The 22,042-nt window shown below is 63.3% G+C and carries 14 protein-coding genes and 2 tRNA genes; all 16 read right to left on the bottom strand.

Translation table 11 applies throughout. The features are described from left to right. Positions 1-82 precede the first annotated feature (82 nt). Complete coding sequence (locus tag AB5767_RS06220) at positions 83-1,426, bottom strand: bifunctional folylpolyglutamate synthase/dihydrofolate synthase (protein ID WP_368132117.1); 1,344 nt, start codon at positions 1,424-1,426, stop codon at positions 83-85. Between the two features lie 280 nt (positions 1,427-1,706). After that, the gene (locus AB5767_RS06215) at positions 1,707-4,403 is read right to left on the bottom strand and encodes a valine--tRNA ligase (protein WP_368132116.1); all 2,697 of its coding nucleotides are present in this window, start codon (positions 4,401-4,403) and stop codon (positions 1,707-1,709) included. A 337-nt stretch (positions 4,404-4,740) separates the two neighbouring features. After that, the gene (gene clpX / locus AB5767_RS06210; protein ID WP_368132115.1) at positions 4,741-6,153 is read right to left on the bottom strand and encodes an ATP-dependent Clp protease ATP-binding subunit ClpX; all 1,413 of its coding nucleotides are present in this window, start codon (positions 6,151-6,153) and stop codon (positions 4,741-4,743) included. A gap of 1 nt (position 6,154) precedes the next feature. Continuing rightward, on the bottom strand, positions 6,155-6,775 hold the full coding sequence (locus AB5767_RS06205) for an ATP-dependent Clp protease proteolytic subunit (protein ID WP_368132114.1): 621 nt from the start codon (positions 6,773-6,775) through the stop codon (positions 6,155-6,157). Positions 6,776-6,936: 161 nt separating this feature from the next. After that, the gene (gene tig, locus AB5767_RS06200) at positions 6,937-8,238 is read right to left on the bottom strand and encodes a trigger factor (RefSeq protein WP_227790170.1); all 1,302 of its coding nucleotides are present in this window, start codon (positions 8,236-8,238) and stop codon (positions 6,937-6,939) included. An 88-nt stretch (positions 8,239-8,326) separates the two neighbouring features. After that, positions 8,327-8,410, bottom strand: a tRNA-Leu gene (locus AB5767_RS06195). Between the two features lie 140 nt (positions 8,411-8,550). After that, positions 8,551-11,382 (bottom strand): molybdopterin-dependent oxidoreductase, encoded by a 2,832-nt coding sequence (locus tag AB5767_RS06190; RefSeq protein WP_368132854.1) that lies wholly within the window; start codon positions 11,380-11,382, stop codon positions 8,551-8,553. Next, complete coding sequence (locus tag AB5767_RS06185; protein WP_368132111.1) at positions 11,382-12,284, bottom strand: FAD binding domain-containing protein; 903 nt, start codon at positions 12,282-12,284, stop codon at positions 11,382-11,384. Before AB5767_RS06185 ends, AB5767_RS06190 begins: the two co-directional genes overlap by 1 nt. 241 nt (positions 12,285-12,525) lie before the next feature. Then, a complete protein-coding gene (gdhA, locus tag AB5767_RS06180) occupies positions 12,526-13,881 on the bottom strand; it encodes an NADP-specific glutamate dehydrogenase (protein ID WP_368132110.1) in 1,356 nt (451 codons plus the stop codon). A 257-nt stretch (positions 13,882-14,138) separates the two neighbouring features. Next, positions 14,139-14,534 carry a putative Se/S carrier protein gene (locus AB5767_RS06175; protein WP_368132109.1) on the bottom strand — a complete coding sequence of 132 codons (396 nt, stop codon included), beginning with the start codon at positions 14,532-14,534 and terminating at the stop codon, positions 14,139-14,141. Positions 14,535-14,549: 15 nt separating this feature from the next. Beyond that, positions 14,550-15,182, bottom strand: a complete 633-nt coding sequence (gene mobA / locus AB5767_RS06170; RefSeq protein ID WP_368132108.1) for a molybdenum cofactor guanylyltransferase — start codon at positions 15,180-15,182, stop codon at positions 14,550-14,552. Between the two features lie 154 nt (positions 15,183-15,336). Further along, a tRNA-Sec gene (locus AB5767_RS06165) sits at positions 15,337-15,433 on the bottom strand. Positions 15,434-15,469: 36 nt separating this feature from the next. Beyond that, positions 15,470-17,437 carry a selenocysteine-specific translation elongation factor gene (selB, locus tag AB5767_RS06160; protein WP_368132107.1) on the bottom strand — a complete coding sequence of 656 codons (1,968 nt, stop codon included), beginning with the start codon at positions 17,435-17,437 and terminating at the stop codon, positions 15,470-15,472. Next, a complete protein-coding gene (gene selA / locus AB5767_RS06155) occupies positions 17,434-18,891 on the bottom strand; it encodes an L-seryl-tRNA(Sec) selenium transferase (RefSeq protein ID WP_368132106.1) in 1,458 nt (485 codons plus the stop codon). Before selA ends, selB begins: the two co-directional genes overlap by 4 nt. Positions 18,892-18,943: 52 nt before the next feature. After that, complete coding sequence (locus AB5767_RS06150; RefSeq protein ID WP_368132105.1) at positions 18,944-21,061, bottom strand: molybdopterin-containing oxidoreductase family protein; 2,118 nt, start codon at positions 21,059-21,061, stop codon at positions 18,944-18,946. A gap of 122 nt (positions 21,062-21,183) precedes the next feature. Then, positions 21,184-22,023 (bottom strand): formate/nitrite transporter family protein, encoded by an 840-nt coding sequence (locus AB5767_RS06145; protein WP_368132104.1) that lies wholly within the window; start codon positions 22,021-22,023, stop codon positions 21,184-21,186. Positions 22,024-22,042 lie beyond the last annotated feature (19 nt).

Here is a 22,042-nt window from a genome sequence, read left to right as displayed (position 1 = left end):
CAGTCCGGACCGCCCCGCGGTCCAACTTTCTGTCCGCACCCCCAAACAGGAACTATTTCACCGCAACTGCTGGGGGGATGGGTTAGCGCAGCAGGCCGGCTACTTCGCCGGCTAGGGTGATAGTGCCGGCTGCTACGAAGGACTCGCCCGCGGCATCGAAGGCAGCGAGGGCCTCGGACACACTCGGATATACGCCCGTGAGCTTATCGGCGTCCACAAGGGCGGCGAGCTCCTCTGCCGGCAGGGCGCGATCGGAATCGGTCTGGGTCACGACCACCCGGGGGAACGCCGGAACCAGAACGTCGACGATACCCGCCACGTCCTTATCGGCCAGCGCGGCACACAGCAGCGTGGGGCGATTCTCCACGCACGGATCGATCTCGTCCAGCGCGCTCACAAAGTTCTCGCAGCTCTGGGGATTATGGCAGGCGTCGATCAGCTTGAGCGGTTCGGTTCCCAGCACATCAAAGCGACCCGGTGTGGGGCAACCCATAAGCGACGCATCCAGCGCCTCGTGGTCAAGCTCACGGCCAAGATACCCTTCGCACAGCATAATCGCGCACGCAGCATTCTGCGGCTGATATGCTGGCTTAACCATGCTCGACGTATAGATCGCACGCGGAGTGGTGCAGCTGAACTCAACCGTATCGCCCACGTGCTCCGGCACCTTGGTCGTGGCATGGTTCACCACCAGCGGCACAATGCCGCACTCGCGACAACGGGCGTCCATCACACGCTGAACGCTAGCCTCATGCGCGCCCTCGCCCAGAACAACCAGGCGCCCAGGCTTAATAACCGCAGCCTTCTCACCCGCAATGGCCTCGAGCGTATCGCCCAAAATACGTGTGTGATCGAGCCCAATGCCCGTAATGGCAACGGCGACGGGATCGGTCGCACTCGTGGCGTCCCAGCGCCCGCCCATACCAACCTCGAGCACGGCAACATTCACGCGAGCCTCGGCAAACACCACAAGCGCAGCGGCCGTCAGCAGGTCAAACGGCGTGATGGTATAGGCGCGCTCCCCCGCCGCCACACGACGGGCATTCACTCGATGCCCCGCCTCAACAGCGGCCGAAACGCCACGAGCAAACGCCTCGTCGCTCACGACGCGTCCATCGACCTCCATGCGCTCGGGATAGCGCACCAGCTGCGGCGACGTATACAGCGCGGTCTTGAGCCCCTCGCCGCGAAGAATGGCAGCCGAAAAACGCGTGGTCGAAGTCTTACCATTGGTACCGGCGACCTGAATGCAATCAAAATACTCGTCCGGACGCCCCAGCTCATCGAGCATATCGATAACCGTCTCGAGCAGAGGACCAGCATCCCCAGAAATCCGCCCCGTATCAGCAGCCAGCCCCACAGCCTCATCAAACGAAAGCAGCTCAAACGAGAAAGGAACGACATACGACCCAGAACGCTTAGCCATAACCCAAAGTCCCCCATAACAGAAAAAGAGGCCCATTAAATAGAATGAGCCCCTCGCGTTCAAAAAATCAGCCAAACACCGCTTTGCAGCAACCTCAAGGCCACAACCCAGTGGCCCTAACATGCCGGGCGCAGACAACCACGTAAACGAACTGGGAGCGGTTTGGGGCTTTGCTCGATACAAGTTCCGCACGAGCCGAAGGCCACTTAATGTGGCCTTCGTGCGAGCAGGACTGTCCGCAGTAGCGAGCAAAGCCCCAAACCGCGTCCCCCAGTACCGCCTACGAGAAGTCAGCAACCTGCGAGTTCAGCGCCGCCAGGATCTCCTTGAGCTCAGCTGCACGGTCCCTCTTCTTCTGGACCACCGCAGGCGCGGCCTTGGCCACAAAGCCCTCGTTGGCGAGCGTCTTCTCGCAGCCGGCGAGCTCCTTCTGCGCCGCGGCGATCTCCTTCTCAAGACGCGCCTTCTCGGCCGAAAGATCGACCTTGCCCTCGAGCACCACAAAGACCTCGACGCCGCTGTCAACAACGGCGATGCTCGCGGCCGGCTTCTCAACGTCGGTGCCCATAACCAGCGAAGCCGTGTTCGCAAGCGGCTCGATGGTCGAACGCAGGCTCTCGAGCTTCTCGATGTCCTCGGCACCGGCGCGCACGACCACGTCGAGCTCGGCCTTGGGGCTCAAGCGATAACGCGAACGCGTGGCGCGGGCGGCGGAAACGACGGTGCGGCACAGCTCAAAGGCGCGCTCGGCGTCCTCGTCGACGTACTTGGCGTAGTCGGCGGGCTCAGGCCACTTGGCGATCATGAGCGCGTCGGCGCGGTCGACGTTGCCCTCGGCGTCCAGATCGAGCACGCTCGCCGGCATGTTGTCCCAGATCTCCTCGGTGACAAATGGCATAAGTGGGTGCATCAGGCGAATGGAGGTGTCGAGCACAAAAATCAGGTTGCGCTGAGCCTGTAGACGGCCCTCGCCCTTCAGGCGGGCCTTGGTGACCTCGACGTACCAGTCGCAGACCTCGTTCCAGAAGAACTGCTGCACGCCGCGGGCCATGTCGCCAAAGGTGTAGTTCTCGATGCCCTCGGTGACCATCTTCACAGCCTTGGCCAGGCGGCTAAACATCCAAGCATCGGCCGGCGTCTCCACGACGGGTTCACCGGGCGTGTAGCCCTCCATGTTCATGAGCAGGAAGCGGCTGGCGTTCCAGATCTTGGTCACAAAAGACTTGGCCTGGTCGGTACGCGGGCTGTCGATGAGCTTCTTGGTCTTCTTGTCGATGTTCGCGTCGAACTTAACATCCTGGTTGTTGGTGCACAGCGTCAGCAGGTTGTAACGCATGGCATCGGCACCGTACATGCCGATGAGATCCATGGGGTCAACGCCGTTGCCCTTCGACTTGGACATGCGGCTGCCGTCCTTGGCCAGGATCGTCGGGTAGATGACGACGTCCTTAAACGGAACCTCGTCCAGGAAGTACAGCGAGCTCATGACCATGCGGGCGACCCATAGCGCGATGATGTCGCGCGCGGTGACCAGCGCCGTCGTGGGATGATGGCCCTCGAGCAGCTCCGGCTTTTGCGGCCAGCCCTGCGTGGCGAAGGTCCACAGCTGCGAGCTAAACCAGGTGTCCAGCACGTTCTCGTCCTGATGCACGTGGTGGCCGCCGCACTTGGGGCACACGTCGGTGTCCTCGGTAAGGGCGTCCTCCCAGCCGCAGTCCTCGCAGTAGAACACGGGGATGCGGTGGCCCCACCACAGCTGGCGGCTGATGCACCAGTCCTTAAGGTTCTCCATCCAGGTGGTGTAGGTCTGCGTCCAGCGCGCGGGGTGGAAGGTGACCTTACCAGAATTGACGGCGTCGAGCGCCGGCCCCTTGAGCTTGTCGACGGCGACGAACCACTGCTCGGACAGCCACGGCTCCAGCGCGGAGTCGCAACGATAGCAGTGCATGACGGAGTGATCGAGGTCCTCGACGTGATCGAGCAGGTCGTGCTCCTCGAACCACTTGATGACGGCCTCGCGGCACTCGTCGCGGTTCATGCCGGTGAACTCGCCGTAGCCCTCGACGACCACCGCGTGCTCATCGAAAATGTTGATCTGCGGCAGGTCGTGAGCCTGACCCATGGCGTAGTCGTTGGGATCGTGAGCCGGGGTGACCTTGACAAAGCCGGAACCAAAGTTGGCGTCGACATGCCAATCCTCAAAGATGGGAATCTCGCGGTCGACGATGGGGAGCTTGACGGTCTTGCCCACGAAGGCGGCCTTCTCGGGGTCCTTCGGGGAGACAGCGACGCCCGTGTCGCCGAGCATGGTCTCGGGGCGCGTGGTGGCGACGACGATGTAGTCCTGGCCGTTGACCGGCTCGGTCAGCGGGTAGCGCAGGTGCCACAGGTGGCCCTTCTCGTCCTTGTACTCGGCCTCGTCGTCCGAGATAGCGGTGGTGCAGTTGGGGCACCAGTTGACGATGCGCTTGCCGCGATAGATCAGGCCGTCGTGGTACCAGTCGCAGAAGACCCTGCGCACGGCCTGGGCGTAGTCCTCGTCCATGGTAAAGCGCTCGTTATCGAAGTCGACGGAGCAGCCCATGCGCTTGATCTGCTCGACGATGATGCCGCCGTACTCGTGGGTCCAATCCCAGCAAGCGTCGACAAACTTGTCGCGACCGATCTCCAGGCGGCTAATGCCCTCGCTCTTGAGTTTCTTGTCGACCTTGGTCTGCGTGGCGATACCGGCGTGGTCGGTGCCCAGCACCCAGCGCGTGGACTTGCCGCGCATGCGGGCCATACGGACGATGGCGTCCTGGATGGAGTCGTCGGTGGCGTGACCCATGTGGAGCTTGCCGGTCACGTTGGGAGGCGGAATGGTGACGGTGCAATCGCCCACGCCCTCGCGGCGCTTGTAGTAACCGCCGTCGAGCCACTTCTGCAGGATCGCCGGCTCGTTAGTCGACGGATCGTAGTTCTTGGGCATTTCTTCCATATATCTCTCCCTGTCCCGCCGGCGTGTCCGCCTGCTTGGTTTTCGCTCGGTCAGGTCCTGGCTCGCACGAAGAGCACATTAAGTGCTCTTCGGCTCGTGCGGAATCTACGAAAACCAAGCAGGCGGACACGCCTTAGGTATCGATTACTTCAGTCTGAAGGTACTAACTTGACAATCTCACAGAATAGCACAGGCATACCTGCCGAAAAGGGACAGGTTTATTTTGATAGGTTTTATCAGGGGAAACGACATTTGCCCATATAAAACCGACCAAAATAAACCTGTCCCTAAATGGCAGGCCCCGCGGTGGTTGCCGCGGGGCCTGGATTCAAACTATTTACCCGTAGATGCGTTGGGGCTGTTCTTCGCCCTTTACGGCGGCTTCGGTTACGACGACCTTGGCAACGCCCTCCTCGCTGGGGAGGTCGAACATCGTCTGCTGCAGCACGTCCTCGCAGATGGCACGCAGACCGCGGGCACCGGTCTTGCGGGCAAGCGCCATGCGGGCGATCTCGTGCAGGGCGGCGTCCTCAAACTCAAGCTCAACGTCCTCGAGCTGGAACATCTTGCGGTACTGGCGCACCACGGCGTTCTTGGGCTCGGTCAGGATCGACATCAGGTCGTCCTCATCGAGCGCCTGCGTCTGGGTGACGACGGGCGTACGGCCCACGAACTCGGGGATCATGCCAAAGGCGTTGAGGTCTTGCGGGAGCACCTGACGCAGCAGGTCGTTCTCGTCGACCGAGGTAGGGCCGGCGATCTCGGAATTAAAGCCCACGCCCTTATTGCCCACGCGGTCGGCGATGATCTTGTCCAGACCCACAAAGGCACCGCCGCAGATAAACAGGATGTTGGTCGTGTCGATCTGCAGCAGCTCCTGCTGGGGATGCTTGCGGCCGCCGGTGGGCGGAACGCTGGCCACCGTGCCCTCAAGAATTTTAAGCAGAGCCTGCTGAACGCCCTCGCCCGAGACATCGCGGGTGATGGAGAGGTTCTCGGCCTTGCGGGCGATCTTGTCGATCTCGTCCACGTAGATAATGCCCACCTGCGCACGCTCAATGTCACCATCGGCAGCGTTAATGAGCTTGAGCAGGATGTTCTCCACGTCCTCGCCAACGTAGCCAGCCTCGGTGAGCGCGGTAGCGTCGGCAATGGCAAACGGCACCTCGAGGATGCGCGCGAGCGTCTGGGCGAGCAGGGTCTTACCGGTACCGGTAGGGCCGAGCAGCAAGATATTGGACTTGGCGAGCTCCACCTCGTCCATGTCATCGTCAAACTGAGCGCCCATGCCCGATGCCTCGTCAAGGGCGGACACTGCGGCACCGCCCTCGATCACGCGACGGTAGTGGTTGTACACGGCAACCGACATGGCGCGCTTGGCGTCCTCCTGGCCCATAACATAGGCCGAAAGCTCGTCATAGATCTCGTGCGGCGTCGGCACGTGCGTGATGACCTGACGGTCGTCCTCGAGCTCAAAGCCCTCGGTCTCGGGGTCAGCGGCGGGCTGGGACGCAGCCTGGCCGTGGTCGTTGAGGAAACCCGGGAGATTGCCGTTGCGGGCGGCGTCCATAAAGTCCGAAGCCAGCGACTCCTCAAGGATCTCGGAGCAGGCGGCGACGCACTCGTCGCAGATAAAGATGTTGGTCGGACCCTTTACGAGACGACGGACCTGTCCCTGTTCTTTTCCGCAGAAGGAGCAGCGGATGGGGTTGCCGTTCTCGTCAAAGTTGTCCTGCATGTTACCTGCCATCCTAGGCGTCCTTCGCGGCGAGGTCGCGCGAGGTGACGATACGGTCGATCAGGCCGTAGTCGAGGGCCTCGGCAGCGGTCAGGTAGTTGTCGCGCTCGGTATCGGCCTGGACCTTCTCGATGGACTGGCCCGAGGCATCGGACAGGATCTGGTTGAGCTCGCGGCGGGTCTTCTTGATCTCCTCGGCCACGATCTCGATCTCGGTCTGCTGGCCCTGGGCACCGCCGCTGGGCTGGTGAATCATGACCTTGGAGTGCGGCAGGCAGAAGCGCTTGCCCTTGGCGCCAGCCGAAAGCAGCACGGCGGCCATAGACGCGGCCATACCGACGCAGATGGTGGAGACCTGCGGCTTAATGAAGTTCATAGTGTCCAGAATCGCCAGACCGGAGTAGACCTCGCCGCCGGGCGAATTGATGTAGAGCGAGATATCCTTCTCGGCATCCTGGCTCTCAAGATGCAGCAGCTGGGCAACGACCAGGTTGGCGCTGACGGAGTTGATCTCCTCGCCCAAGAAGATGATGCGGTCGTTGAGCAGGCGCGAATAGATATCGTAGCTGCGCTCGCCGCGCGGCGTCTGCTCGATAACGTATGGCACGAGGGCGGAATCGAACTTAGCGATCATACGCATCTCCATTTCTCTTACGGACCAAATTGGTTCTAGACAAACGTACGGTGCCCGCATGCTATGCATTGGCTGGCACCGTACGAAGCAACCGGATAACCGGCTTATAACTTTACCCCATCACGGGCGCATCCATGCGCTCGCGGAAAAGGTGGCGAGAATTACTCGGCGTCCTTGGCAGTCTCATCGACCTCGGTCACCTTGGCGTTCTCGACCAGGTGATCGACGGCCTTGGAGCGACGGATGGACTCGCGGACGGCAGGCATGCGGCCATCGGCAATGAACTCGGCCTTAGAAGCCTCGACGTCCTTGACGCCGGCCTTCTCGAACTCGGCGTTGATGTCGTCCTCGGTGACCTCGATCTTGAGCTCACGGGCGAGCGCGTCGAGCGCCAGGGACTCACGGGCAACGTCGTTGGCCTGCTTGTGCAGGTCGCCGATGAACTGCTCCATGGTCAGGCCGGAAGCGGGCAGCCAGGTGTCCAGCGTCATGCCGCGGGCAGCGAGGTTGGACAGGAAGTTCTGGCCAAGCTCCTCAAAGACGGACTGCTCATAGTCGGCGTCCATCTCGTCGAGCTGCAGACGCTCGGCGAGAGCGGAGACGCAACGGTTCTCCTTCTCGGCCGGCAGGCGGGAAGCCTTGTCCTGCTCAATCTCGATCTTGATGGCATCGCGCATAGCGTCGATGCTGTCGAAGCCAAAGTCGGACTTGACGAGCTCGTCGGTGAGCTCGGGGGTGTTGCGGACCTTGATGCCCTTGACGGTGACCTCGACGGTGTGGGTCTCGGCCTCCTCGCCCTCCTCGACCTCGTCGGTCCAGGTGACGGTCTTGACGTCGTCAACGTTAGCGCCGATCAGGGCCTCGTTGAACTCCTTGGGGTTGCTGTCGCTACCGGCGATGAGCATGCGGCCCTCGGCGGCGAAGTTGTCGGCGTTCTCGACGGCCTTGAGGTCGACGGTCACATAGTCGTCAGCCTCGACGGCGCGACCCTCGACGTCCTCGAAGGTGGCGCGGTAGTTGAGGAGCATCTCGACCTGGTTGTTGATCTCGGACTCGGTGACCTCCGCGGGAGGCATCTCGATCTCAACGGCATCGAAGGAGGAGAGCTCGGCAGCGGGACGCAGGGAGAACTCGACGGTGTAGGTGTAGTCCTCGTGATCCTTGGCGAGGTCGAGCTCCTTGTAGTCACCGTTCTTGGTGGGGACGATGTCCAGCTCGTTGAGGACGACGGGCTCGTTGGCGGCAATCAGGTCGTTGGTGGCCTGAGCGAGGGTAGCCTCGGCGCCAAGAGCAGAGTCGATGACCGGACGGGGAGCCTTACCGGCGCGGAAGCCCGGGAAGCGGTACTTCTTGGCGGTGTCCTTGTAGGCCTTCTTGATCGCGGCGTCGACGTCGGCGGCCGGGATGGTGACCGTAGCGGTGAGCTTGGCGTCCTTGACGTCAGAAGCGGTGATGTTCAACACGTTCCTCCTCATACTGCCCAGCTTATCTGAGGTGCTGGTACCTTTATGCAACAAAGAGTCGCGACGGCAGGAGCCGACGCAGGTGCGTTGGTGCGGGCGAAAGGACTCGAACCTTCACGGGAATCCCACCAGAACCTAAATCTGGCGCGTCTACCAATTCCGCCACGCCCGCATGAGCGCACAGACTATGAATGATAGCAGATACGAACGGCAAGCGCACGCACACCTTTTACAGGCTCACGACCTCACCACGAGTGCAAAAGGCGGGGCGAGTTACCCCGCCCCGCCCATTACGACTTGTTCGCCGACCCGCTACTCCCCTAGCAGGGCCTTCTCGGGCGTGATCGGCAGCGAGCGAACCTGGTGGCCGGTGGCGTGCGCCACGGCCGAGGCCACGGCGGCGAGCGGCGTGTTAATGACGACCTCGCCGATCGACTTGGCACCAAACGGACCCGTCGGCTCGTAACTCGGCTCAAAGGCCACGCGAATGCTGCCGATATCCAGGCGTGTGGGCAGCTTGTAGCTCATAAAGTTGCCGGTGCGCAGACGGCCGCGGTCATCGTGCTCGACAATCTCGTAGAGCGCATGGCCAATGCCCTGGGCAATGCCGCCCTCGGCCTGGACGCGCGCGAGCGCCTCGTTGATCACAGTGCCGCAGTCAACGGCCGCCGCATAGTCCACCACAGTCACCTTGCCGGTAGCCTTGTCGACCTCGACCTCGGCAATGCCGGCCATAAACGGCGGAGGCGAAACGGGCAGGCAGGCAGAGGCATGCGAGGTGAGCGCGTCGCCGCCCGCGATGTTCTTGACGCACAGGTTGGCAAAGTCACGCAGCGTGAGGTAGCGGTTCTGCTCGCGCGCGGCGCGCTCGTCGGACAGACGCACGTACTGGCCATCGAAGACCACGTCGGCGGCGTCCACGTCCCACATCTGGGCGGCCTTGGCGCAGATCTTCTCGCGCAGCTCGGCCGCAGCGTTCTTGGCTGCCAGGCCCGTTACGTACGTGCCCGAACTCGCGTACGAGCCGGCATCGAACGGCGACACGTCGGTGTCCACGCCGCGCACCACGATCAGGGAACTCTCCACGCCCAGCTCCTCGGCGGCAATCTGCGCCAGGATCGTGTCGACGCCCATGCCGTTATCGGTGGCGCCGGTGCCGATGGTAATGAAGCCGTCTTCCTCCAGGCGCATGTCGATGCCGGCGATATCCACGTTGGAAATGCCCGAGCCCTGCATGGTGAGCGCGCAGCCCAGGGCGCGCACGCGATCGCCCAGGTCGACGGCCAGCGGCTTGTCGCGCCAACCGATCATGTCCATCGCGCGCAGCAGGCAGCGGTCGAGTGCGCAGGCGTTGAGCTTCTCGTTGTAGTACTGCGGCATGATCTCGCCCTCGCGCACAATGTTCTTAAGGCGCAGGTCGGCGGGGTCCATGTGCAGCATGTCGGCGAGCTCGTTGACGGCGCTCTCCACAGCAAACTGGCCCTGGGTGGCACCGTAGCCGCGATACGCGCCGCCGCGGTTAGTGTTGGTGTAGACGGCGTCCCAGCTAAAGCGGCTCGCCTTCACATGGTTGTAGATGGGCAGGCTCTTGTGGCCCGAAAGACCGATCGTCGTGGTAGCGTGCTCGCCGTACGCGCCGGCGTTGGACAGCGTGTGCAGATCGATGGCCGTGATGGTGCCGTCGTTCATGGCGCCCAGCTTGACGGTCATCTGCATCTGGTGGCGCGAGTTGCCCGCGGTGATAGTCTCCTCGCGGGTGTAGCAGCAGTAGCTCGGACGGCCAGTCTGCTGGGTCACGAACGCCACGAAGATCTCGCAGCAGCCCGTCTGCTTGGAGCCAAAGCCGCCACCGATGCGCGGCTTGATGACCTGCACCTGCGACTGCGGAATGTCGAGCGACTGCGCGACCATGCGGCGCACGTGGAAGGGCACCTGCGTCGAGGTGGTCACCGAGATGCGGCCGAACGCGTCGGTCGTCGCGAAGGCGCGGAAAGTCTCCATGGGCGCGGTCTGCGTGGCCTGGCTGGTGTAGGTGCGCTCAAAGACGATGTCGCTCTGGGCGAACGCCTCGTCAAGGTTGCCAAAATCGCTCGTGCCACTGCACACTAGGTTGCGCGGAACGTCGCCACCCTGCGGGAACATAAAGGTCACGTCGCCCTCGGGGTGTACCACGATGTCGTTATCGAGCGCCTGGGTAAAGTCGAGCAGGGGCTCGAGTACCTCGTAGTCGACCTTGATGAGCTTGAGCGCCTTGTCGGCGGCCTCCTCGGTCTCGGCAGCGACGATCGCCACCTCCTCGTTTTGATAGCGCACGAGGTTCTCGAGGATCAGGCGGTCGTAGGGACTCGGCTGTGGATAGCTCTGGCCGGCGATGGTAAAGCGGCGCTTGGGCACGTCCTCATAGGTGTAGACGCCCACGACGCCGGGTACCTTAAGGGCGCGAGACGTGTCGATGGAGCGGATCTTGGCGCGGGCATAGGGGCTGCGTTTGAGTTTGACGATGAGCGCGCCGGCGGGCACCATGTCGCCCGTGTAGACGGGACGACCCTCGAGCAGGGCCTTCGAGTCCTTCTTGGGCTGCTTGTGGGTAATCTGCTTGTACGCGACGCCGTCGCAGCTGGTGTCGTTGACCGGCAGCTCGGGCATCTCGAAGCCCACCTGCACGCCAGACTCGTTGAGGAAGCGGACGATGGCGCGCAGCTGGCTCTCATAGCCGCTGCAGCGGCAGAGGTTGCCGGCGAGCTGGCGCGAGAGCTCCTCGCGCGTGGCAACAAGGCTCGGGTCCTCCTTGGCGGCACGGGCGAGCGCCAGCACGTTCATGATGAGACCGGGAGCGCAAAAACCACACTGCTCGGCGCCTTCGGCAGCCATTGCGCGGGCGAGAGCCTCAGATTCGGCCTTGAGGCCCTCGAGCGTAGTGATGGAGCGGCCCTCGACGCGCACGGCGGGAACCGAGCAGCTCAGCACCGGGTCGCCGTCGAGCCACACTGTGCACAGGCCGCAGTTGGTGGTCTCGCAGGCACAGCGCACCGAAGCGCAGCCCTGCTCGCGCAGCAGCGCAAAGAGCATGGTGTCGGGGGCAATCTGAACCTTGACCTTACGGCCGTTGAGCGTAAAGGAAAGATCGATGAGTTTGGCAGCCATTAGCGCACCTCGCTAGAATCGACGCCGGGCACGCGGCGGCAGGAATACTCGTCCGTGGCAAACTTGGGGACCTGCACGGTCTCGAGCTCGCGGGCAAGCGCGGCAGAAAGCTCGATGCCGGCGGCGCGGCGCACGGCCTGGATGGCGAGCGGGGCCGAGATGCGGCGACGGTAGTCGGCCGAGCCCCACAGGTTGGTGCCATAGCTCAGTGCGCGTACGGACGCGGCCAGGGCGCGAAGCTCGTCCTCGGAAGGCTGCTCGGCAGTAAGGCCGCATGCCTCGCCCTGCAGCAGGGTCGCGCGCAGCGGGCGGGCGCCCACGGTGACATGCCAGCTGTTGTCCCACCAGGCGGCGGTGACATTGAGCGAGGGGAGGTCGGTCGCAGCCTTGCGCACGGCCTCATAGCTCGCGCGGTAGTCGTGTTTAACGACCACGATGTGCTCGATCACGTCGCGCACGTAACCCATATCGACGAACTCGGCGAGCGGCACGCGGCCGGCGCCCGTCAGCTCAACATACGAATCGAGCGCGAGGAAAGCGGAGAGAACGTCCGAGAAGCCAAAGCGGCCGTAGATGCTGCCGCCCACCGTGGCGGTATTGCGCAGCTGCACGCCCACGATATCGTGAACGGCGAACTCAAAGACATTGTTGACAAGCGCGTTGAGCTTGGCATGGCGCTCGAGCTGGCGCAGGGTACACATGGCACCGATGCGAAACTCAGTCTCGGTCTCCTCGATCTGATCGAGACCGCAGGCCGAAAGGTCAATTGCCGTCGCCACGCGACGCGAACCCAGGCGCATCCAGATGCCGCCGCCCACAATCTTGTTGTTGCGGTTCTTCTGTAAGAGCTCATAGGCTTCGGCCGCGTTTCCAACACGGACGTAGGTACCGAACTTGAGCACGTTCTCCCCCATCTCTTCACTTGTCCAGTACTTTTAAGTGTACCAAACGAGGAGACGCACACCGTTTTAGGACAAAATCCACCCATCCATCCATAACTTGCGGTGAAATACGGACTGTTTAGCGTCCCAGAACGGCTAATCAGTCCGTATTTCACCGCAAGTTATGAGGAGTCCTCCTGGATAGAAAAGGCTCCCAGCCAGATAGCTGGGAGCCTTATCACATGCTATGCCGAGCGAAGATTTAGCAGACGCCCTGGGCGAGCATGGCGTCGGCGACCTTCAGGAAGCCGGCGATGTTGGCGCCCATAACGAAGTTGCCCTCCTGGCCGTACTCCTTGGCGGTGTCGTCCACGTTGTGGAACATGCCGCGCATGAGCTGCTCGAGCTTGCCGTCGACCTCCTCGAAGGTCCAGGACAGGTGCTCGGCGTTCTGGCTCATCTCCAGGCCGGACACGAGAACACCGCCGGCGTTGGCAGCCTTACCGGGCATAAAGGCAACGCCGTTCTCCTGGAAGTAGGTCGTGGCCTCGATGGTCGTGGGCATGTTCGCGCCCTCGCCGACCACCTTGCAGCCGTTGGCGACGAGCGCCTGGGCATCCTCGAGCAGCAGCGTGTTCTCGCGAGCGCAGGGCAGCGCGATGTCGCAGGGCAGCTGCCAAACGCCGCGGCCGTCGCCCTCGTGCCACACGGCGTTGGGCTTCTCGTCAACGTACATGGCGAGCGTAACGCCCTTGTCGTGGCCAGAGCGCTTCTTGTTGTAGATGTGCTCGAGCACGGTGTAGTCGATGCCGTCGGGATCCTCGACCCAGCCGTGGGTATCGGAGCAGGCGAGCACCTTGCCGCCGAGCTGAGTGACCTTCTGGACCGCGTAGATAGCGACGTTGCCGGAGCCGTGAACGACGACGTTCTTGCCCTCGAAGGAGTCGCCGCGGCTCTTGAGGTACTCGTCCACAAAGTAGGCCAGACCGTAACCGGTGGCCTCGGTACGGGCGAGCGAGCCGCCAAAGGAGAGGCCCTTGCCGGTAAGAACGCCGGTCCACTCGTTGGTCAGGCGCTTGTACTGACCGAACAGGTAGGCAACCTCGCGGCCGCCAACGCCCAGGTCGCCTGCGGGAACGTCGGTGTTGGGGCCAATGTGGCGATAGAGCTCGGTCATGAAGGACTGGCAGAAGTGCATGATCTCGTTGTTGGACTTGCCCTTGGGGTCAAAGTCGGAGCCGCCCTTGCCGCCGCCCATGGGAAGGGTGGTCAGGCTGTTCTTGAGGATCTGCTCCAGACCCAGGAACTTGAGCATACCCAGGGTGACCGTCGGGTTAAAGCGCAGGCCGCCCTTGTAGGGTCCAATGGCAGAGTTGAACTCGACGCGGTAACCGCGGTTGACCTGGACCTTGCCCTGGTCGTCGACCCAGGGAACACGGAACATGACGATGCGCTCGGGCTCGACGAGGCGCTCCAGTAGGGCGGCCTCCTCGTACTCGGGGTGGGCGTCGAGCGCCGGCTGGATGGTGCCGAGGATCTCGGTCGCGGCCTGGATGAACTCAGGCTGCTCGGGATAGCGGGCCTTGAGCTCGTCGAGAACTTTCTGCGTGTAGCTCATGCTTCCTCCAATTGATGGAAAAGAAAGGTGTCGTTCGCGGCACCCTATGCGCCGCGAACTTTATCGAGTATGGATAATATCGCACTGTTGCAGCAAAGTTTCGCATAAGCCGACGAGCGGATGTTTCGTTTTGATTACGATGCAGGTAGAAGCGTTTTTGAGAGTCTGACGTGCAAAACCCGTGTTTCAAACCTGTTTCGTCCACGTGTTCCAAACCACCACATTGGGGACAGGCACCTTTGTGGTGGTTTTGATGGTTAGAGGACGAGCTGATGGTAGTCGGCGGGGGTTATGCGGCCTTCGGTGGCAGCACGGAAGGCGGCAAGGGCATCGCCCGAGAACGGCATGACCCAGCACAGGCCGCAACCTGCGGTAATGGAGCCGGGCAGCGGCATGATGCGCCCGGGCACGCCGGCGGCAAGACACAGCTGTTCACATTCCATCACATCGAAGGTGCTGTCGAACGAAACGATGATTTTGCGTTCGCGATCGAGGGCATCACCGGTCGGGCCTTCACGGTGTGCCTCACGATACGCCGCGGCGGCCGCTTCCTCTTCCGCGGTATGTCCACAGCCACCGCAACCGCAGGTACAGGGTTCGGACCCGTCGCAAGTACAAGGTTCTCCCGTGTCGGGACAAATATCGTGAGACATCGCAACTCCAATCGTCTAGGCGAGTAACTCGGCCGCCGCAAACTCCTCGGGCGTATTGACGTTTTCGAAGCAGAGCGTGGAGCCCGTGGCCTTAACGATCTGCGGCTCATCTATATAACCGGCCTGAACGCGATTGATCAGGCAGCGAATGCGCTGACGATCGCAGGCGAGCAACTCTTGGGCGACCGGCGCACACGCGTCACGGCGCCAGACGGCACAAAGCGGCTCAATCCCCCGCTCCTCGCGCGGCACGCACACGTCGAGCGCCTCGGCCTCGACACGATCGGTAAGCGCGCCGATGAGTCCCGACGAGACAAACGGCATATCGCAGGCGACGATCGCCACAAGCGGCAATCGGGCCGCAGCCAACGAGCTCGCGATGCCGCGCATGGCACCCGCCGGTCCTTCAAGGTCCGCCACCACACGCGGCACCAGACCGCCAAACGTGCGCTCCTCAAGATAGGCCAGCTCGCTGGGACGCGAAGTCGTCACGACCAACTCGCCGGCAACTGGCGCCAGCCGACCCAGCACGCGCTCGATAAGCGGCTCGCCGCAAAACGCCATGCGCGCCTTATCGCAGCCCATGCGCGAGGACAGCCCGCCCGCCTGGACGACACAAGAAAGATCGGCACGTCTTACGGTAGTCATACGGCAAACCACCCCCATCGGTATGCTCGAAACCCGGTGCACGAAGCTAAATACAGCCGCCGAAATAGCGGCGCTACGAAAAGCCCGTGCAAAAACAAAACAGCGCCTTTGCGGCACGCAGCAAGACCGCGAGCACAAAAGCGCTGGTAGCGTATGGCGGGAACGTATGTGAATCGAACACATCCAAGACGTTTTGCACGCCTCGCAACGGTTTTGAGGACCGCGGAGCCCACCGGAGCCCATCCGTTCCCAAGTGCGCCGGTATTTTACCAAACCGAGCAGCCAATCTAGCGCAGGGAGCGCAGGCCGCCGGCATCCTTGTCGAGGACTGTGAAGCGTACGGCATCCAGGTGCTCCAAGATGCTGATGGCACGTTTGCGTGACACGCCCAGGGCCTCGCGCAGCACACTCGTGGTGGCAGCGCCACCGGCATCGGCGATGGCGGCGGCGACAAGCTCACGCGCATGGGCCTCGGCGGAAGCGGACAGGGCAACGTCGCGCTCGACCTTAACGATCGAGCGATTGAGCGAAAGCTCGCGCAGGGCACGCGTCATGGTGTCGCGGCCGAGCTGCAGCTGTTCGCCCACCTCGGGCAACGTCGGTGCATCCAGGCCGGCCTCGTCAAGCAGCGCGACGATCCGCTCGCATGCCTCTCGCACCACGCGTGCCGCCGCGGCAGCCGAATGCGGATCGAATACCTCGGCACCCTCGGCGGCGCACACACCACGCGAGCAGCCCTCGGCAATCAGAGCCGCGGCAACGACTTCATCAGCGGCAGGCCACGCAGCATGGGCAACGGCGCCGGGCGTAAAGCCCGTCTCCTTGGGAGCCGCCGCGTGCATGGCGGTCAGGGTCGCCGCCAGTGCATCCATCGCGGCGTCGAGCGCGGCAGCATTCACATACAGCGCACCGCCCGAGCCGGCAAGCTCGCACACAATACCTCGCGTTACCAACTCGTTCAGCGCGGCATCGGCCTCACCGGAAACAAAATCTAGCGCCGCGGCAACGTCGGCAGCCACGACCGGCAACGTCTGCAGCGCCAACCACGCCTCAACACCAGCGACGGCATCGCCGGCCTCAAGCGCTGCAAGCAGCGTGCGCTCCCCCGCCGAAAGCTCGCGCGAGCGACGGCAGCGCGAAAGCAGCACACGCCCGCCGCCAATGAGCATAACGGGCGAATACGACAGCACCACGGCATGGTCTCCGGCTCGCAGCGGCAGCGGCTCCTCCAAGCGCACTTGTACGGTACGGGTCTCGCCCACCGCCATGGGGGCCTCGCCCTCCAAAAGCATGATGCGGCCAACAACCTCGGCCGTGCCGGCCATCACATGCACGCGCGCGCCCGACTCGAGCACGCGCGGCTTGGCGCCCTCGCGACCCAGGTAGGTGAATGTCATCATAAAGCGCAACGTCTGACCAAAACGGCCCTCCACGCCGAGCATCTCACCGCGATCGAGCGCGGCGACAGCATCGCCCACCAAGTTGAGCGCCACGCGCTGTCCGGGCAGTGCCAGCGGCGTGTCACCATGCACCTGAATCCCGCGCACGCGACAGACCGTACGCGACGGCAAGGCCATCAGCTCGTCGCCCACCGCAACCGGCGCATCGTGCAGCGTTCCCGTCACGACGGTGCCGACGCCCTTGATCGTAAAGCAGCGGTCAATCGGCAGGCGCGGCGCGGCATCGCCACGCTCGGCACGCTCGCGACAGGAATCCCAGCAGGCACTTACCTGCTCGTCGAGCACCGCAAGGAGCCCGTCGATCCCCTCGCCCGTCTTAGACGACACGGGCACAATCGGCGCGCCCGCAAACACGGTACCCGACAAAAAGTCATCGACATCGAGCTCGGCAAGCTCGGTCATCTCGGCATCGGCCAGATCGCGCATGGTCAGCGCCACCACCATATGCGTGACACCCAGCAACTCCAGTACATGCACGTGCTCGCGCGTCTGCGGCATTACACCCTCAACGGCAGAGACCACCAGCACGGCCACGTCGATACCCGTGGCACCCTGCACCATGGCGCGCAGGTAATGCGCGTGGCCCGGCACATCAACCAGGCCGACGATCTTGCCGCTCGGCAGTGCCAGCTCGCCAAAACCCAGCTCCACCGTCATGCCGCGACGACGTTCGACCTCCAGGCGATCGGGATTCTTGCCGGTCAGCGCCTCGATCAGCGCCGACTTACCGTGGTCGACGTGGCCCGCCGTACCTACGATAACGGGGCATTCCACCAGCGCTTCGGTCTCACTCATCGGCGCACCGCCTTGACAACGCATGCGGCAAGCGTCGACGCCGCCGTCTCGATATCGCGGTCGCCCACAAGCGTACGGACGTCAAACAGAATGCGATTGTGCGAGGTTCGCGTGACGACCGGCGTGTCGAAATCTTGGACGAGCGACCGCTTGAGCGCATCAACGGAAAGACGCTCATCGACGAGGCACACGGCAACGCACATGGTGGGCAGCTCGACGGTAGGCAGCGAGCCGCCGCCGGGAGTCGACGACTCCTCGACGATTTCCACCTGAACGGCGCACGGGCAACCCGCCTTATCGAGCCCGGCGACCATACGATCGCGCAGCTTGCGGGCACGTCGTTCCAAGTGGGCCTGCGGCAGCGTAAGCATGCTGAGCACCGGAATATCACGATGGGCCACATCCGCCCCGTCCATGTAGATGCGCAATGTAGCCTCGAGCGCCGTGAGCGCCAACTTGCCCGGGCGCAGGGCACGCATGAGCGGATGCAACCCGCAAGCCTGGACCAGATCGCGACGGCCCATGATAATGCCCGCCTGCGCGGCGCCCAGCAGCTTATCACCCGAGCACGACACCAGATCGAGCCCTGCCGAAACCGAAGCCGGCGTAGTCTCCTCGCCGCCGCGCACCAGGATGTCGTCGGGCAACAGCGCACCCGACCCCTGGTCCTCGTAGAACAGCAGGCCATGCTTGTGAGCAAGCGCCGCAAGCTCCCGAGAACCCACCTCCTCGTGAAAACCCTCGATGCGATAGTTGGAAGGATGAACCTTAAGGATCATCGCCGTATCGGGCGTGATGGCGCGCTCGTAGTCGCTCAAATGCGTGCGGTTGGTGGCCCCGACCTCGACGAGTTTGGCGCCCGAGGCCACCATGACATCGGGGATGCGGAAGCTGCCGCCAATCTCGACGAGCTCGCCACGGCTCACGATGACTTCCTTGCCCGCGGCATGGGTTGCCAACACCAACAGCACGGCGGCCGCGTTATTGTTGACGACCAGCGCATCCTCGGCACCGGTAAGCGAGCGGATGAGTTGCGCGGCATGCTCTTTGCGCGACCCGCGCGAGCAGGTATCCACGCTGTACTCGAGCGTGCTGTAGCCGCGCGCGACCTCGGCCACGGCCTTGGCGGCCGACTCCGCGAGCGGGGCTCGACCCAGATTTGTATGGATAACAACACCCGTGGCGTTGACGGCGGGACGCAGGCTCGGCAGCGCGGAGCGGTGGGCACGCCACTCGATAGCCGAGGCCAGCTCGCGCTTGGAACGCGGGGCGGCACCGGCACGAATCGCGGCGCGCTCTTCGTCAAGCTCAGCCGTCACGGCGGCATGCACCACCGCGTCGCAGGTCTCCCCCGCCGCCTTCACTACCGGCCACTCGGCAAGCAGCTCGTTGACGGAAGGAATGGCGCGCAGGCGGGCGCGTACCTCATCGGACATGTTCTGGCTATCGCTCATGTACGGCCTTTCAAAAGAAACGTGGATCAGTCGAATGCATCAGCTGAGTCAATTACTCGTTATTATCCTCGCGCGCCGCGATCTTTTCCACGCGAACGGCGTTTTCCTGGGTGAGCGCGGCACCCGTCAACGGGTCCCAGCGCAGCGGCGTATGGTCGAGTGGGCCCACGCCCAAGGCTTGAGCGCCACCGGCATCGGCGCCAAACGAACGCCCGCCGGGGGCGGCCGAGGTGAAGATGCACGCCGGATGCAGATACGGCGTCGTCTCCACGCGCACGCGGTCGCGGCCCAAATCGCTCACAAGTTCGACGACCTCGCCATCGGCGATGCCCATGTGCGCAGCGGCATCGGCATTCATCTGCACGGCATCCAGGTCCGATCCAGCCTCAGCGGCACCTTGGGCCGCGAGCCTGCGCGAAGTATGCGACTCAAAGGGACGGTTGCCGCTAATGAGGCGAAACATCCCCGGGCCGGGCTCCACCATCGGCGCAATCCAGCCTGGCACGCGTCCCAGACCGGCTCGTTCCCACACGTCGCTTGCCAGCGCAATTTTGCCGCCGGCAAGCGGAATCACCGGCTCGCCTGTACGCGACGGCAACGCAACACCCGTGTCGGCCCAGCCGCGCTCCTTGAGCTCGTCCAGATTGATCCCAAACGGCGCCACCTGGGCAGCCGCTAGATCGTCGGACGTAAACTGGAAGTACTCGCCCGCGCCACACGCCTGCGCCAGACAGGCAAAAATCTCCCGACCGGGACGTGTGTCGTCATGCTGCACGGGCAGCACGGCGTTGCGGTAGAACACGCGCGCATCGTTGACGCCCGCCACCGTTCCCACGCCGCGGTCGGCCTCCAGATACGTCACGTCGGGCAGCACGAAGTCAGAAGCACGTGCCGTCTCGGACCAGCGAATATCAATCGTCACAAGCAAGTCGAGCCGCTGCAAAATACTCAACCAAGCCTGTGCATTGCCATAGCCCGCACCGGGGTTACTGGCATAGACGATGAGCCCACGCAAATCGCCGGCAAGAATCGACTGACCGATGGTCGTGCACAGGCCGCGCTCGGGATCGACGAGCGGATAGCGCTCGGACCCCAGCTTGGGCCCACGCGGCACCGGCGGCGTCGCAAAGCGCGTGGGATCGAGGTCGCCCAACACAAGCGGCGTGGGCGGATTGAGCGCGCCGCCCGCATGCCCGATGCAGCCCAGCAGCACATCGACCAAGCAGATAGCGCGCGTGGTCTGGGTGCTATTGGCATACGCGATACCGATGCCACCATGAAAGCCCGCATCCACCACAGCGGCAGGCGCGGCGGCAGCGAGATCGCGCGCCGTGGCGACAATCTCTGCGGCCGGCACGTCGCACATCGACTCGGCCCACTCGGGCGTCCAAGGACGGGCCGCCTGCGCCAGCTCGTCAAAACCCGTGGTATAGCGGTCCACGAACTCGTGGTCGTACAGATCCTCGGCAATCAACACGTGGGCAATACCCAACAGCAGCGCCAAGTCGCAGCCCGGGCGTACGCGCAACCAGCGGTCGGCAAGCGCAGCCGAGCCGCTGCGCCGGGGGTCGACCACGATGATCTTCGCCCCGCGCCGGCGCGCATCGTTGAGTGCATCAACGGCCCCCATCGTCGACGAATCGACAATGGAACGCCCCAGGTACATGATGCAGTCGGTATGCGCCAGGTCGGAGGCGGGACTATAGCCCAGGCTGTGCTCCCAACCGGTAAGTCGGCTAACCTCGCAGGCACCATCGGCACCGTATACGTTGGGCGAACCCAGCGCATGCATAAAACGATACGCCCAGTAGCGGTCGAACGAGGGCACGCCGAGCGTCATGCCCAGCGCACGGGCACTATGCTCGTCAATAATCTCCGCGAGGCGCTCCGCAATATCCGAGAACGCCTCGTCCCAGCTCACGGCATCGAAACCCGAGCCATCCTGGCGGCGGCGCATGGGGTGCAAAATGCGGTCGCGCTCGTCAAACGGCATTGCCAGACGATGCCGTCCGCGGGCGCACAGGGCTCGCGCCGCGCACGGGTGCCCCGGCACCGGCAACTCGGCCACCACGCGACCGTCCTCAACGCGTGCCGTAAAGGCGCAATCGGCATAGCATCCCCCGCATGTGGTCACCACGGCGCGACCGTCACGCTTCACAGCAGATGCCATCTCGATTACCCCTTTCACCAGCCAAACACAACAGGCCAACAGCCCGACAACGAGCCACAGACCCAAAAAGCCTCCCGCACGGCAACGCCCCGCGGGAGGCCCAACGTCAAACAGACGGTACCTTACGCCTCGGACTTCTTGGCGTAGACAAACCAGTAGCCGAGCGCGATCAGAACCGCGCCGCCCACGATGTTGCCCAGCGTGGCGGCGGACAGGTTAAACGCAATGCCCGCAACGTTGAGTGCATCGGCGCCGGCGACGTCGACACCATAGCCGCACGCGTGCATCACGGCACCCATGGGCAAAAAGTACATGTTGGCGACGCAGTGCTCAAAACCGCAGGCCACAAAGGCAGCGATGGGCAACAGAATGCCCACAACCTTATCGACCACGGTCTTGCCGGCGGTACCGATCCACACGGCCAGGCACACAAAGATGTTGCACAGGATGCCGCGGAAGAAGATCGTCACCCAGTCGATCGTCACCTTGCCGGCGGCGACGCTTACCATGGAATTGGCGACCGCCTCGCCGTTGAGCTTGTAAATGCCGGCCATGTACACCAAAAAGACGATGAACAAGGCACCGACAAAGTTACCGACCCATACGACGACCCATGCCTTGAGCATCTGAGCCAGGGTGATCTTTTTGCTCTTGAGCGCGCAGACCATAAGCGAATTGCCGGTAAACAGCTCGGCGCCGCACACAAGCACCAGCACCAGACCCAGACAAAAGCACAGACCGCCCACGACGCGTTGGGCACCCCAGCCCAGCGTGCTGTCGCTCAAAAACACCGTAAAGAACAAACCGCCGAAGGCGATAAACGCGCCGGCGAACATTGCCAACAGAAAGGCCTTAGCGACCGGCAGGTTAGCCTTGGTCACGCCGGCGGCCTCGGTCTTGGCCTCGATCGCGGCGGGCGCCAGGCAATCGGGAGCGGGGAACTCCGCCTTGGAATCTGCCATGTCAATCACTTCTTTCCTA

The organism is Collinsella aerofaciens (assembly GCF_040926265.1).
Taxonomy (GTDB): Bacteria; Actinomycetota; Coriobacteriia; order Coriobacteriales; family Coriobacteriaceae; genus Collinsella; species Collinsella aerofaciens_BB.
Note: the sequence above shows the minus strand (reverse complement) of the source record. Positions and strands in the feature narration are given on the sequence as shown.